The sequence below is a fragment of the Burkholderia sp. IT-111MI5 genome (assembly GCF_949752865.1).
Lineage (GTDB): Bacteria > Pseudomonadota > Gammaproteobacteria > Burkholderiales > Burkholderiaceae > Burkholderia > Burkholderia pyrrocinia_C.
The window spans coordinates 91,339-103,684 of sequence record NZ_CATKIF010000066.1; the positions used below are offsets into that span (position 1 = coordinate 91,339).

Consider the following 12,346-nt stretch of genomic DNA (forward strand, 5'->3'; position numbering starts at 1 on the left):
CTCAAGCGCGTTTTGCGTAATTGGTCTCGACCCACTTGCGATACTCGCCCGACGCAACTTCGTCGGCCCAGACCTGATTGTCGAGATACCAGTCGACCGTCTTCGCCAGACCGGTTTCGAACGTTTCGGCGGGCTTCCAGCCAAGTTCGCGTTCGAGCTTGCGCGCATCGATCGCATAGCGGCGGTCGTGGCCGGGGCGATCCGTCACATAGGTGATCTGGTCGCGGTACGAACCCGCCGCCTTCGGACGTGCGTTGTCGAGCAGATCGCACAGCGTATGCACGACTTCGAGGTTCTTCTTCTCGTTCCAGCCGCCGACGTTGTAAGTCTCGCCGGGGGTGCCACGTGCGAGCACTTCGCGAATCGCGCTGCAGTGATCGCCGACGTACAGCCAGTCGCGCACGTTCTGGCCGTCGCCATATACCGGCAGCGGCTTGCCCGCGAGTGCATTCGCAATCATCAGCGGGATCAGCTTCTCGGGGAACTGGTACGGGCCGTAGTTGTTCGAACAGTTCGTCGTCAGCGTCGGCAGGCCGTACGTGTGGTGGTACGCGCGCACCAGATGGTCGGAGCCCGCCTTCGTCGCGGAATACGGGCTGTTCGGCGCGTACGGCGTCGTCTCGGAGAATTGCGGATCGGTCGCCGACAGCGAACCGAACACCTCGTCGGTCGACACGTGCAGGAAGCGGAACGCCGCCTTGTCAGCGTCGTTCAGGCCGTTCCAGTATTGACGGGTGGCCTCGAGCAGCGTGAACGTGCCGACCACATTGGTCTGCACGAAGTCCGCAGGACCATGGATCGAGCGATCGACGTGGCTTTCCGCTGCGAAGTGCAGCACGGCACGGGGCTTGTTCTCGGCGAACAGCGCATCAAGCGCGTCACGGTCGCAGATGTCGACGCGTGCAAACACATGCTTCGGGTTCCCGTCGAGCGACTGCAGCGTGCGGAGGTTCCCCGCATACGTCAGCTTGTCGACGTTGAGCACGGCTTCGTCGGAAGCGCGCAGCCAGTCGAGTACAAAATTGGCACCGATAAAACCCGCGCCGCCCGTAACCAGGATCATGAGGCTCCCTTTAGTAATGCGCGGCAGGCATCGCAAAGTGCCTGCTGCATCAGATTCGTAGCGAATCGATATGACCGCCGCGTCCAACCGGGAATTTTAACCGGTCGACATGGTCTCCAAAGTCATGAAATGCTAATTTTATTGGGGAAGGCGACAATTATAGAGAGCCGGTCACCGCAAAGGCCATGCCGCTAACAACTTGATACAGCGCTACGGCCCCGGGTTCGCCATGAAATTTCATGCCATTTCTCTACCATTTAGGGGAATTAGAATTTCACAATCAAAGAGATATAAGATTTCCATCCCCTTTCATCCGAGCCTTGTAATATTCGCCTCTTCATGATCCGCCCCCCCATCGCCATCGGCGACATCCAAGGCTGTCATTCAGCTTTCCAGTCGCTGCTCGACCAGCTTTCGCCCGCCGCCGACACGCCGCTCTGGATCGCCGGCGACGTCGTCAACCGCGGGCCTGCCTCCCTCGCCGCGCTGCGCGCGCTGGTCGACCTCGGCCCGCGCGTGACGGCCGTGCTCGGCAATCACGACCTCCACCTGCTCGCCGTCTCCGCCGGCCTGCGCACCGAACGCCCCGGCGACACCATCGGCGAGATCCTCGACGCGCCGGACGCCGACGCGCTGCTCGACTGGGTCCGCCACCGCCCGTTCGTGCATGCCGAGAACGGGATGCTGCTCGTACACGCGGGCGTGCTGCCGCAATGGGACGCCACGCTGGCACTCGAACTCGCCGACGAACTCCAGCGCGCGCTGCGTGCGCCCGACTGGCGCGAAACACTGCAAGGCCTGTACGGCAACGAGCCGAACCAGTGGAACCCGAACCTGAAGAAACGCGACCGCATGCGCGTCGCGTTCAACGCGTTCACGCGCCTGCGCTTCTGCACACCCGACGGCGCGATGGAATTCAAGGCGAACGGCGGCCCCGCCAGCGCGCCGCCCGGCTACCTGCCGTGGTTCGACGTGTCGGGGCGCCGCACGGAGGACGTGACGGTCGTGTTCGGACACTGGGCCGCGCTCGGCCTGATGCTGCGCGAGAACGTCGTCGCGCTCGATTCGGGATGCGTGTGGGGGAACCAGCTGTCGGCCGTGCGGCTGACGGCCGATCCGGCGCAGCGCACGGTCACGCAGGTGCAGTGCGAAGCGTGCGGCGCGCCGGGCGGCGAATGATTACGCGCTGAGTCGTCCGACCAGAAAGCGCCTCACCCCTCGCGCCCCGGCACCGGCTCGTCGGCCGCCCCATCGCCTGACGCTCCGGCGCCGAGCTCGGTCGCCGGATACGCATGCTTCGCCAGCTCCGCGAGCGACTCGGCCGACGGCTTGCCGACCTTCTCCTGCAGCGACGCGAGCGCGGCCGCGATCGCGTCGCGCGCCGCCGCGGAAGTCGCCCGCCGGTCGCCGCCCGGCGCGATCGGTTCGCACACGTACAGATGCGCGACGAGCGGGCCGCCGCGCAGCACCATGTCGAGCGACTTGCCGAGCGACAACTCGCCCGTGTAGGCCGGCGCGACCGACTGCCGCCGCTGCGCGTCCTCGTACATCAGGCAGATCGGTTGCACCGCGCAGCCGGCCGATACCGCGGCCTGGAACAGGTTCGCATGGAACGGCAGCAGGTCCTGCCCGTCGGACGTCGTCCCTTCCGGAAACACGCACATCAGCCCGCCGTTGCGCAGGCGCTCGGCCATCTCGTGCATGATCCGCATCGCCTCGGTGCGCTTCTCGCGCTGCAGGAACACGGTGTCGAGCTTCTCGGCGAGCCAGCCGACGACCGGCCACTGCCGCACCTCGGCCTTCGACACGAACGGCGTCGGCCGCCACGCATTGACCGCATAGATGTCGAGCCACGACACGTGGTTGCCGACCACGAGCGCGCTCGCGTCGAGCCGCGCGCCGTCGTTGTGGACGACGACGCGCATCCCGCAGATCCGCAGCATCTTGAGCGACCAGCGGCGCGTCATCTCGGCACGGCGCGCGGGCGTGACGTGCGAAAAACGCAGCGCGACGATCGCCATGCCGCGCAACAGGTGAAAGACGAGACGCAGCTTGCGAAGAGCAATCATGGCGAGGGTCCGGCGTGGTTCAGTGGCGCTCGAACGCGATCTGTCCGGCGACGAGCGTCGTACGCACGCAGGCGGGCAGTTCGTAGCCGAGGAACGGCGAGTTGTGGCCCTGGCTCTTCAGCGCACGCGGCTCGACGCGCCAGTGCGCACGCGGGTCGAACACGCACAGGTCGGCCGTGCCGCCTTCGGCCAGGCGGCCCGCCGGCAGCTTCAGCACGTCGGCCGGCGCGGACGTGATACGGCGCAGCGCCTGCGCGAGCGGCGTGCGCGTCTCGTCCGCCCACTTCAGCGTCAGCGACAGCAGCAGCTCGAGCCCCGTCGCACCAGGCGTCGCTTCGCCGAACGGCAGCAGCTTCTCGTCGTCGTCGACGGGCGTGTGGTCGGAGCAGATCGCGTCGATCGTGCCGTCTGCAAGCGCCACGCGGATCGCTTCGCGATCGCGTTCGCTGCGCAGCGGCGGGTCGAGCCGGAACTGCGAATCGAAATAGCCGATGTCGACGTCGATCAGGTGCAGGTGGTTCACGCCGACATCGCAGGTCACGGGCAGCCCCTCGGCCTTCGCCTCACGCACGAGCGCGAGGCCGGCCGCCGACGACAGCCGCGCGAGGTGCACGCGCGCGCCGGTCACGCGCATCAGTTCGAAGATCGTGTGCAGCGCGATCGTCTCGGCCGCGACCGGCACGCCGGACAGCCCGAGCCGCGACGCGAGCGCGCCGCTCGCGGCAACGCCGCCGCGGCCGATGAACGCATCGAGCGGGCGCAGCCACGTGGTGTAGCCGTAGGTGCTCGCGTACTGCAACGCGCGCAGCAGCACCTGCGTGTCGCGCACCGGCACGTTGGCATGCGTGAAGCCGACGCAGCCGGATTCGGTCAGCGCGACCATCTCGGTGATCACTTCGCCCTTGAGGCCGACGGTCAGCGCGCCGAGCGGATGGACGTTCGCCTGGCGCAGGTTGCTCGCGCGGAACTTGAGCATCTCGACGAGGCCCGGCTCGTCGAGCACGGGATCGGTGTCCGGCGGGCACACGAGGGTCGTGACGCCGCCCGCGACGGCCGCGGCCATCTCGGATGCGAGCGTCGCCTTGTGCTCGTAGCCGGGCTCGCGCAGCCGCGCGCACAGGTCGACGAGGCCGGGCGCGACGATCAGGCCCGACGCGTCGATGGTCTTCGCGGCGTTGAAATCGGCCGGCGCCGCCGCGCCCGCCTCGGCGATCGCTGCGATCTTGCCGGCCGCGACGAATACGTCGGCCTGCCGTTCGGTGCCGGCGACCGGGTCGATCAGCGTGCCGCCTTTGATATGAATCTTCATGCGCTGTCTGTAAATGCGTTGATTGCGTGAATAAGGATGCGCGAAAGCGGGCTCAGCCGTTGTTGCCGGCGACGATGCCCATCACCGCCATCCGCACGGCGATGCCGAACGTGACCTGGTTGAGGATCACCGACTGCGGACCGTCGGCGACCTGCGAATCGATCTCGACGCCGCGGTTCATCGGGCCCGGGTGCATCACGATCGCGTCGGGCGCGGCGAGCGCGAGGCGCTCGGGCGTCAGGCCCCAGGTCTTGAAGTACTCCTGCGCGGATGGCAGCAGCGCGCCGCTCATCCGCTCGTTCTGCAGGCGCAGCATGATGATCACGTCGACGCCCTTCAGCCCTTCGTCGAGGTTGTGGTACACCTTCACGCCCATCTGCTCGAGGCCGCCCGGCAGCAGCGTGCGCGGGCCGATCGCACGCACTTCCGGCACGCCGAGCGTGGTGAGCGCGTGGATGTCGGAGCGCGCGACGCGCGAATGCAGGATGTCGCCGACGATCGCCACGCGCAGCTTCGTGAAGTCGCGCTTGTAATGACGGATCGTGTACATGTCGAGCAGGCCCTGCGTCGGGTGCGCATGGCGGCCGTCGCCGGCGTTGATCACGTGCACGTGCGGCGCGCAGTGCTCGGCGATCAGGTACGGCGCGCCGCTCGACGCGTGGCGCACGACGAACAGGTCGGCATGCATCGCCGACAGGTTGTTGATCGTGTCGAGCAGCGATTCGCCCTTGCTCGTCGACGATGCATTGATGTTCAGGTTCAGCACGTCGGCCGACAGGCGCGTCGCGGCGATCTCGAAGGTCGTGCGCGTGCGCGTCGAGTTCTCGAAGAACAGGTTGAAGACGGACTTGCCGCGCAGCAGCGGCACCTTCTTCACTTCACGGTCCGTCACGCTGACGAACTGCTCGGCCGTATCGAGGATGTGGTTGACGATCGAGCGCGGCAGGCCCTCGATCGACAGCAGGTGCTTCAGCTCGCCGTTTTTCGTGAGCTGCGGGTTGCCCTTCAGGAAACCGTAGCGGAACCGGTCGGGGCTCGCGGCCGCCGCGGGATTGCCGGTGCGGCCAGTGGTGTCGGTGGTCATGGTGTGCGTGATTCCAACTATGCAAACGGGCCGCGGTGAAAACCAGCGGCCCGGGATACGGTTTCGCGTGTCGTTCAGGCGCCGTGCGCCTCGACGCGCAGCGTGAACTGCGCGGCATCGTCGCGCGCGAGCACGAGCGTCGCGCCGGCCGGCACGTCGAGCGCACCGCCCGCGAAGCGCGCGGCGACCGGCAGCTCGCGGCCGCCGCGGTCGGCGAGCACCGCGAGCTCGACCGCGGCCGGACGGCCGTAGTCGAACAGCTCGTTGAGCGCCGCGCGCACGGTGCGCCCGGTGTACAGCACGTCGTCGACGAGCACGATGCGCGCGCCGTTGACATCGAACGGCAGCGACGTCGGGCTGGCCTGGCTGTGCAGCCCCTTCTTCGCGTAGTCGTCGCGATGCAGCGCGACGTTCACGACGCCGAACGCCGGCGCGCCGAGATCGCGCGCGAGGCGTTCGGCGAGCCACGCGCCGCCGCTGTAGATGCCGGCGAGCCGCGGGCCGCCCGGTTCGGCGAAAGCCGCGCCGTAAGCGGCGCGGATCTGGTCGAGCAGAGCGCGGTAAAGCGCCTCGGCGTCAATGGTGCTCATGGTCGGACAATTGATCGAGATACTGTTGAAGGATGACGCGCGCGGCCTCGGCATCGAGCATCTCGGCGCGTGCGCGGCCGCGCACGTTGCGCTCGCGCAGCCCGGCCTCGGCCTCGACCGACGAATAGCGCTCGTCGACCCACGTGACGGGCAGCCCGAAGCGGCCGTTCAGCTGGTTGCCGAAGCGCTTGGCCTGCTGCGTCATGTCGTGCGGCGTGCCGTCCGGATGCATCGGCAGGCCGACGACGAGCGCGTCCGGCCGCCATTCGGCCAGCAGGTCGCCGACCGCCTTGAAACGGTGTTCGCGGTTCAGGTTCTGGATCACGACGAGCGCGCGGGCCGAGCGCGTCAGCGCATTGCCGATCGCGACCCCGATTCGCTTTTCGCCATAGTCGAACGCCAGGAGCGTCGCATCGCGCGCGCTCGCGCCACTCATGCGTGCCCTGCTTCGCCGGACAGCATCGACGAGCTGACGCCGAGCAGGCCGAGCGCGGCTTCGAAGCGCTCCTCGGCCGGCGTGTCGAACACGATGCGCGGATCGGCGGCGACCGTTAGCCAGCCGTTGCGGGAAATTTCTTCCTCGAGCTGCCCTGCGCCCCAGCCTGCGTGGCCGAGCGTCAGCAGGAAGCGCTTCGGACCGGTGCCCGTCGCGACCGCCTCGAGCACGTCCTTCGACGTCGTCATCTCCAGCCCGCCGTCGACGGACATCGACGAGTTGTAGCTCGCGCCCTCGACCGGCTCGTGCAGCACGAAACCGCGCTCGGTCTGGACCGGGCCGCCGAAGTACACGGGAATGTGCAGCAGCGGCTCGATGTCGAGCTTCAGGTCGATGCGGTTGAACAGCGATTCGAGGTCGATGTCGGTGGGACGGTTGATGACGAGGCCGAGCGCACCGCGCTCGCTGTGATCGCAAAGGTAGACCACCGTTCCCGAAAACGTCGGATCCGCCATGTTCGGCATGGCGATCAGGAACTGGTTGGTGAGATTGATGCGATCGGAAGGCTTTGACATGGTTTGAATTTTAGCAAAGACGCCGCGACCTGACCGGGCCGCGATCAACAAGCAACGCCGCGCCACGCTGGCAACGGCGCGCGCGGATCACACGGCACTCTAACACGCGCGCGGGCACTGTCGGCAGCGTGTTGAGGGCCCGTGCGGCAAGGGTCGCCACCGCGTGTCCGTCCCCTTGTTCGTCAGGTCCGGCCGAGCGCCGTACCGAGCGCTTCGGACGCCGCGGTCAGGTCCGGCGGCGCGACGCCGGCCGCGATCTTCAGCAGCGCCGCGCGCAACATGTCGGACGCGTGACCGTGCGCGTCGAGGCCGCCGCCGGCGAGCGGTACGCCGTGCGCGGCACGGCGCCACGCGAGGCCGAGCGTATCGGCCAGCAGCGCCGCGTGGCCGAGCCCGAGCGCGCACGCGGCCGTACCGACCCGGTAGGCGGCGCCGGACGCGCGCCACGCGGCACGCGTGTCGGCCACGGCCGGATCGGCCGCGAGGTCGGCCATCGACGCATCGGCGGTCTGCAGGAAATCCTCATACGCATGTGCATTGACGGTCACGACGCCGAGCGCGCGGGTCGGCGCGACGGCGACCGCGTCGTGCTCGGCCCGCGCGGCATCGGCCTCCCACAGCGCTTCGGACGCCGGCGTGCCGGCGACGTGCCAGTCGACCGTCAGCCCGTAATCGTGCAGTACGTCGACGAGCGCGACGTCCTCGGCCGCGGCGCCGAACAGCGCGAAATCGCGCCACAACAGCGCAACCGTCTCGCGCACGAGTTCGGGCGGCGCGCTGCGCAGGCCCTGTGCCTGCTCGCCGAGCAGCAGGTTCGTCCGCGCGAGAAAGCGCTTCAGTTCGGGCGCGCCGCTCGCGCGCAGCGCGCGCAGGCACGCGGCCGCGAGCCGCCAGAAATCGTACGGGCCATCATCGGCCAGCGTGGCCTGCATCGCATCGAGTTCGTCGAGCGCCGCGTCGGGCGCGGCGTGCTGCGCGCGCAGTACGCCGAGCAGCGCCTGCTCGTAGCGGGCGCGTATCCGGGTCGCGAACGCATCGGGCAGCGCGCGCAGCGTGGCCGGCGGCACCGCGCGGCCGACGAGCGCGAGCGCGTCGAGCGGCGTGTTCGCGCGCAGGTCGGCGGCGCTTTGTGCGCGCAATGCACGGAAATGCTCGAAAAGAACCGGCGAGCAGGCGAGCTCGCGCAGGTTGTGGCGCCCGACGGCCGCGCGGAAATCGCGCAGCGCGGCACGCCAGCCGGCCGAAGTCGGCTCGACGGCGACGAGCGGCACGGCGGCCGACAATTGCCCGGCGAAACGCGCGGCCGGCAGCCAGCCGGCTTCCGCCAGCACGGCCGCGGCAGCGGACAGCGGCGCGGCCGCGTCGTCGTGCCGCTCGAATGCGTCGGCGGCCGCCGCAAGCCACGCGTCGGCCGCGCGCACGGCCCCGCCGCGCGGATTGGGCAGTGCGTCAGGGAGGGGAAAGTTCGCCGGATCGGACGTCATGGACACGCGCGCCTGTCATCGTCAAGCCGCTCGCACGAACCCCGGCGCGCGAGCGCCGGGCCGATGCGAGGCCGGAGCGGGGTGTCCGTGGGCTGAAGGTCCGGTCAGATCTGGACCATCTCGAAGTCTTCCTTGCGGGCGCCGCATTCGGGACACGTCCAGTTGATCGGGACGTCTTCCCAGCGCGTGCCGGGGGCAATGCCCTCTTCCGGCAGCCCGGCTTCTTCGTCGTAAATCCAGCCACAAATCAGGCACATCCAGCTCTTGTATTCCATCTTAAGCCGCGTCGGGAAAGTCGGTAAATTCGGGAGCCATGATGGTACCGTGTCGGGGCCGGACTGCCTAGCAATCGCGCTGGAGTCCGGCGACTACGTTGCGCTGCGCTAAAAAATCCGTCGTGCGGGCCGGATTCCGCCGCATAATGGCTGAAAAGTGCGGCCTGCCGGGCAACACAGGGCCGAAAAAGCCCATTTCGCCTCGCCGTCCGCATCTCCGTCGCTTTCCCGTTTTTCTCTTGCCCCATTTTTACATGTCCAGCAACGCCCCTCCGATCGTCCTCACCTTCGGCCTGTCCGATCCCACCGGCGGCTCCGGCCTCCAAGCCGATCTGATGACCCTGGCGAGCATGGGCTGCCACGGCGTGTCCGTCCTGACGGGCTACACCGTGCGCGACTCGGCCGCCTGCGACGAAGTGACCGGCCTCGACCCCGACGTCGTCGCCGCCCAGGCGCGCATGCTGCTCGAGGACATGCCGGTCGCCGCGTTCAAGATCGGCGCGGCGACGCGCGCGGAAGTCGTCAGCGCGATCGCCGAGGTCGTCGCCGACTACGACGGCGTGCCGCTCGTGCTCGCACCGGACTTCACGCTCGACGACGAGCACGTGCTCGCGGCCGACGACCTGCGCGAATCGATCGCCGACCTGCTGGCGCCTCAGACGACGCTGCTGGTCGCCGACTACGCGACGCTGATCGCGCTCGCGCAGCCGGACGGCGACGCCGAGGCGCCGAATCTCGACGCGGCCGTGTCGCACCTGCTGTCGCAGGGCTGCGAGTACATCCTGTCGTCCGAGACGGGCTCGCACCGGCTCGTCAACACGCTGTACGGCGAGGAAGGCCAGCTCCGCGAGGACATGTGGGATCGCTCGCCGCACCGGCTGATGGGCATCACCGATACGCTCGGCGCGGCCATCGCGGCGCTGCTCGCGAACGGCCAGGAGCCGCCCGAGGCGGTCCGCGAGGCGCAGGAGTACCTGTACCAGGCCGTGCGCGACGCGTTCCGGCCCGGCATGGGCGCATACCTGCCCGACCGGTTCTTCTGGGCGCGCAGCAACGACGATGCGGACACGCCGCCGGCCACGAAGGTCGAACCGGTGCCGAGGACGTCGCACCGGCATTGAAACGCGCGCGGCGGGCGTGAACGCCGGCCGGCGCGCGCATGCGAATCCGGCGCGCAAATAAAAAAAGACCCGCATCGCTGCGGGTCTTTTCTTTTGGCTGGAACGCGCATCGCTGCGCGTTCCGGACACCATCGACCGAAGTCGATTACATGTCCATGCCCATGCCGCCCATGCCGCCCGGCATGCCGCCCGGCATCGGTGCATCTTCCTTCGGCAGTTCTGCAACGGCTGCGTCCGTCGTCAGCAGCAGGCCTGCAACCGAAGCTGCGTTCTGCAGTGCGGTGCGCGTGACCTTGGTCGGGTCGACGACGCCGGCTTCGACCATGTCGACGTACTCGCCCGTCGCTGCGTTGTAGCCGTAGTTGCCCTTGCCTGCAGCAACTGCCGCCACCACGACGCTGGCTTCTTCGCCGCCGTTCGTGACGATCTGGCGCAGCGGCTCTTCCATTGCGCGCAGCACGATCTTGATGCCGGCGTTCTGGTCGGCGTTCAGGCCGGTCAGGCCCGCGATCGCGGTGCGAGCGCGGATCAGCGCGACGCCGCCGCCTGCCACGATGCCTTCTTCCACAGCTGCGCGCGTTGCGTGCAGTGCGTCTTCGACACGTGCCTTCTTTTCCTTCATTTCGACTTCGGTCGCAGCACCGACCTTGATCACTGCCACGCCGCCGGCCAGCTTGGCCACGCGCTCTTGCAGCTTTTCACGGTCGTAGTCCGACGTCGCTTCTTCGATCTGCGCGCGCACTTGCTTCACGCGTGCTTCGATGTTCACGGCTTCGCCTGCGCCGTCGATGATCGTCGTGTTTTCCTTGCCCACTTCGATGCGCTTCGCCTGGCCCAGTTCTGCCAGCGTTGCCTTCTCGAGCGTCAGGCCGGTTTCTTCCGCGACGACCTGACCGCCGGTCAGGATCGCGATGTCTTCCAGCATCGCCTTGCGACGATCGCCGAAGCCCGGTGCCTTGACCGCGACGGTCTTCAGGATGCCGCGGATGTTGTTGACGACCAGCGTTGCGAGCGCTTCGCCTTCGACGTCTTCAGCGATGATCAGCAGCGGACGGCCAGCCTTCGCGACTTGCTCGAGCACCGGCAGCAGATCACGGATGTTCGACACCTTCTTGTCGTGCAGCAGCACGAACGGGTTGTCGAGGACGGCGACTTGCTTGTCCGGGTTGTTGATGAAGTACGGCGACAGGTAGCCGCGGTCGAACTGCATGCCTTCGACGACGTCGAGTTCGTCGGCCAGCGACTTGCCGTCTTCGACGGTGATCACGCCTTCCTTGCCGACCTTGTCCATCGCTTCAGCGATGCGATCGCCGATCGACGAATCGCTGTTCGCCGAGATCGAGCCGACCTGTGCGATTTCCTTGTTCGTCGTGCACGGCTTGCTGATCTTCTTCAGCTCTTCGACAGCCGCTGCGACTGCCTTGTCGATGCCGCGCTTCAGGTCCATCGGGTTCATGCCCGATGCGACGTACTTCATGCCTTCGCGGACGATCGATTGCGCGAGGACGGTTGCCGTCGTCGTGCCGTCGCCTGCGTTGTCGCTGGTCTTGGAAGCAACTTCCTTGACCATTTGCGCGCCCATGTTCTGGAGCTTGTCCTTCAGCTCGATTTCCTTCGCGACCGACACACCGTCCTTGGTGACCGTCGGGCCGCCGAAGCTGCGCTCGAGCACCACGTTGCGGCCCTTCGGACCCAGCGTGACCTTGACTGCGTTGGCGAGAATGTTCACGCCTTCGACCATCTTCGAACGGGCGGAATCGCCGAATACGACGTCTTTAGCTGCCATCTTCTAACTCCTTGAATTCTTGGGAATATGTACCGTCGAAGGACGCTTAGTTAGCGTTGACCACGGCCATGATGTCTTCTTCGCGCATGACCAGCAGTTCCTGGCCGTCGACCTTCACGGTCTGGCCTGCGTACTTGCCGAACAGGACGCGATCGCCGACCTTCACGTCGAGCGCGATCGGGGCGCCCTTGTCGTCACGCTTGCCCGGGCCGACCGCGAGGATCTCGCCTTGATCCGGCTTTTCAGCAGCGGCTTCGGGGATGACGATGCCCGAGGCGGTCTTGGTTTCTTGATCCAGACGCTTGACGATCACGCGATCGTGCAAAGGACGAAGGTTCATATTCACTCCTCTCTTGACTGAGATTGAAGAACGCTTGGGGAATCTGCCCGGCGGAACGCCCGGCAGAGAATTGTTAGCACTCTCGTGCAGCGAGTGCTAATTATATGGACGGGTTTTGACAAATTCAAGAAGGGAAACCGGACGAATTTTTCGAACGGCGCGGCAGCGGGAAAAACGCTCGAAAACAACAAAAAACCCTTTAGAAACAAAACCA

13 protein-coding genes are annotated in these 12,346 nt (G+C 67.2%); 2 read left to right on the forward strand and 11 right to left on the reverse strand.

Annotated features, from left to right (window positions below; translation table 11 throughout):
* Nucleotide 1: 1 nt before the first annotated feature.
* Nucleotides 2–1,063, reverse strand: coding sequence for a dTDP-glucose 4,6-dehydratase (gene rfbB / locus ACM6JT_RS29820; protein WP_034182881.1), 1,062 nt, complete (start codon nucleotides 1,061–1,063; stop codon nucleotides 2–4).
* Nucleotides 1,064–1,402: 339 nt separating this feature from the next.
* Between rfbB and ACM6JT_RS29825 the strand changes: the two genes are divergently transcribed.
* The gene (locus tag ACM6JT_RS29825; protein WP_414857808.1) at nucleotides 1,403–2,242 is read left to right on the forward strand and encodes a symmetrical bis(5'-nucleosyl)-tetraphosphatase; all 840 of its coding nucleotides are present in this window, start codon (nucleotides 1,403–1,405) and stop codon (nucleotides 2,240–2,242) included.
* A 32-nt stretch (nucleotides 2,243–2,274) separates the two neighbouring features.
* Here ACM6JT_RS29825 and ACM6JT_RS29830 read toward each other — a convergent pair whose 3' ends face one another.
* From ACM6JT_RS29830 to ACM6JT_RS29865, 8 genes are all read right to left on the reverse strand, one after another.
* Nucleotides 2,275–3,132 carry a lysophospholipid acyltransferase family protein gene (locus tag ACM6JT_RS29830; protein WP_034182879.1) on the reverse strand — a complete coding sequence of 286 codons (858 nt, stop codon included), beginning with the start codon at nucleotides 3,130–3,132 and terminating at the stop codon, nucleotides 2,275–2,277.
* 19 nt (nucleotides 3,133–3,151) lie between these two features.
* Nucleotides 3,152–4,441, reverse strand: a complete 1,290-nt coding sequence (locus tag ACM6JT_RS29835) for a dihydroorotase (protein WP_034182878.1) — start codon at nucleotides 4,439–4,441, stop codon at nucleotides 3,152–3,154.
* 52 nt (nucleotides 4,442–4,493) lie between these two features.
* Nucleotides 4,494–5,525, reverse strand: a complete 1,032-nt coding sequence (locus ACM6JT_RS29840) for an aspartate carbamoyltransferase catalytic subunit (RefSeq protein ID WP_414857809.1) — start codon at nucleotides 5,523–5,525, stop codon at nucleotides 4,494–4,496.
* 74 nt (nucleotides 5,526–5,599) lie between these two features.
* Entirely contained in the window at nucleotides 5,600–6,115 is a 516-nt protein-coding gene (pyrR, locus tag ACM6JT_RS29845) for a bifunctional pyr operon transcriptional regulator/uracil phosphoribosyltransferase PyrR (protein WP_034182876.1), read from the reverse strand.
* Nucleotides 6,102–6,551, reverse strand: coding sequence for a Holliday junction resolvase RuvX (gene ruvX / locus ACM6JT_RS29850; RefSeq protein WP_027788201.1), 450 nt, complete (start codon nucleotides 6,549–6,551; stop codon nucleotides 6,102–6,104). The genes pyrR and ruvX overlap by 14 nt, the downstream gene beginning before the upstream one ends.
* Complete coding sequence (locus ACM6JT_RS29855; protein ID WP_006491354.1) at nucleotides 6,548–7,126, reverse strand: YqgE/AlgH family protein; 579 nt, start codon at nucleotides 7,124–7,126, stop codon at nucleotides 6,548–6,550. Before ACM6JT_RS29855 ends, ruvX begins: the two co-directional genes overlap by 4 nt.
* A 182-nt stretch (nucleotides 7,127–7,308) precedes the next feature.
* Complete coding sequence (locus ACM6JT_RS29860; RefSeq protein WP_034182875.1) at nucleotides 7,309–8,610, reverse strand: hypothetical protein; 1,302 nt, start codon at nucleotides 8,608–8,610, stop codon at nucleotides 7,309–7,311.
* A gap of 104 nt (nucleotides 8,611–8,714) precedes the next feature.
* On the reverse strand, nucleotides 8,715–8,885 hold the full coding sequence (locus tag ACM6JT_RS29865; protein ID WP_004186709.1) for a rubredoxin: 171 nt from the start codon (nucleotides 8,883–8,885) through the stop codon (nucleotides 8,715–8,717).
* Between the two features lie 254 nt (nucleotides 8,886–9,139).
* On the opposite strand from ACM6JT_RS29865, the gene ACM6JT_RS29870 reads away from it, so the two are divergent.
* Nucleotides 9,140–10,006: a hydroxymethylpyrimidine/phosphomethylpyrimidine kinase gene (locus ACM6JT_RS29870; protein ID WP_034182874.1), complete on the forward strand. Its 867-nt coding sequence runs from the start codon at nucleotides 9,140–9,142 to the stop codon at nucleotides 10,004–10,006.
* Between the two features lie 145 nt (nucleotides 10,007–10,151).
* Here the strand turns inward: ACM6JT_RS29870 and groL are convergent, their stop codons facing one another.
* Together groL and ACM6JT_RS29880 are read right to left on the reverse strand one after the other, a co-directional pair.
* Nucleotides 10,152–11,792, reverse strand: coding sequence for a chaperonin GroEL (gene groL, locus ACM6JT_RS29875; RefSeq protein WP_031402778.1), 1,641 nt, complete (start codon nucleotides 11,790–11,792; stop codon nucleotides 10,152–10,154).
* Nucleotides 11,793–11,838: 46 nt separating this feature from the next.
* Entirely contained in the window at nucleotides 11,839–12,132 is a 294-nt protein-coding gene (locus tag ACM6JT_RS29880) for a co-chaperone GroES (RefSeq protein WP_026044985.1), read from the reverse strand.
* Nucleotides 12,133–12,346 lie beyond the last annotated feature (214 nt).

Coding starts and splice junctions, on each gene's coding strand:
- rfbB (WP_034182881.1), bottom strand. CDS start 1,063: ATGATCCTGGTTACGGGCGGCGCGGGTTTTATCGGTGCCAATTTTGTA.
- ACM6JT_RS29825 (WP_414857808.1), top strand. CDS start 1,403: ATGATCCGCCCCCCCATCGCCATCGGCGACATCCAAGGCTGTCATTCA.
- ACM6JT_RS29840 (WP_414857809.1), bottom strand. CDS start 5,525: ATGACCACCGACACCACTGGCCGCACCGGCAATCCCGCGGCGGCCGCG.
- ACM6JT_RS29860 (WP_034182875.1), bottom strand. CDS start 8,610: ATGACGTCCGATCCGGCGAACTTTCCCCTCCCTGACGCACTGCCCAAT.
- groL (WP_031402778.1), bottom strand. CDS start 11,792: ATGGCAGCTAAAGACGTCGTATTCGGCGATTCCGCCCGTTCGAAGATG.
- pyrR (WP_034182876.1), bottom strand. CDS start 6,115: ATGAGCACCATTGACGCCGAGGCGCTTTACCGCGCTCTGCTCGACCAG.
- ACM6JT_RS29835 (WP_034182878.1), bottom strand. CDS start 4,441: ATGAAGATTCATATCAAAGGCGGCACGCTGATCGACCCGGTCGCCGGC.
- ACM6JT_RS29855 (WP_006491354.1), bottom strand. CDS start 7,126: ATGTCAAAGCCTTCCGATCGCATCAATCTCACCAACCAGTTCCTGATC.
- ACM6JT_RS29830 (WP_034182879.1), bottom strand. CDS start 3,132: ATGATTGCTCTTCGCAAGCTGCGTCTCGTCTTTCACCTGTTGCGCGGC.
- ACM6JT_RS29880 (WP_026044985.1), bottom strand. CDS start 12,132: ATGAACCTTCGTCCTTTGCACGATCGCGTGATCGTCAAGCGTCTGGAT.
- ACM6JT_RS29870 (WP_034182874.1), top strand. CDS start 9,140: ATGTCCAGCAACGCCCCTCCGATCGTCCTCACCTTCGGCCTGTCCGAT.
- ruvX (WP_027788201.1), bottom strand. CDS start 6,551: ATGAGTGGCGCGAGCGCGCGCGATGCGACGCTCCTGGCGTTCGACTAT.
- ACM6JT_RS29865 (WP_004186709.1), bottom strand. CDS start 8,885: ATGGAATACAAGAGCTGGATGTGCCTGATTTGTGGCTGGATTTACGAC.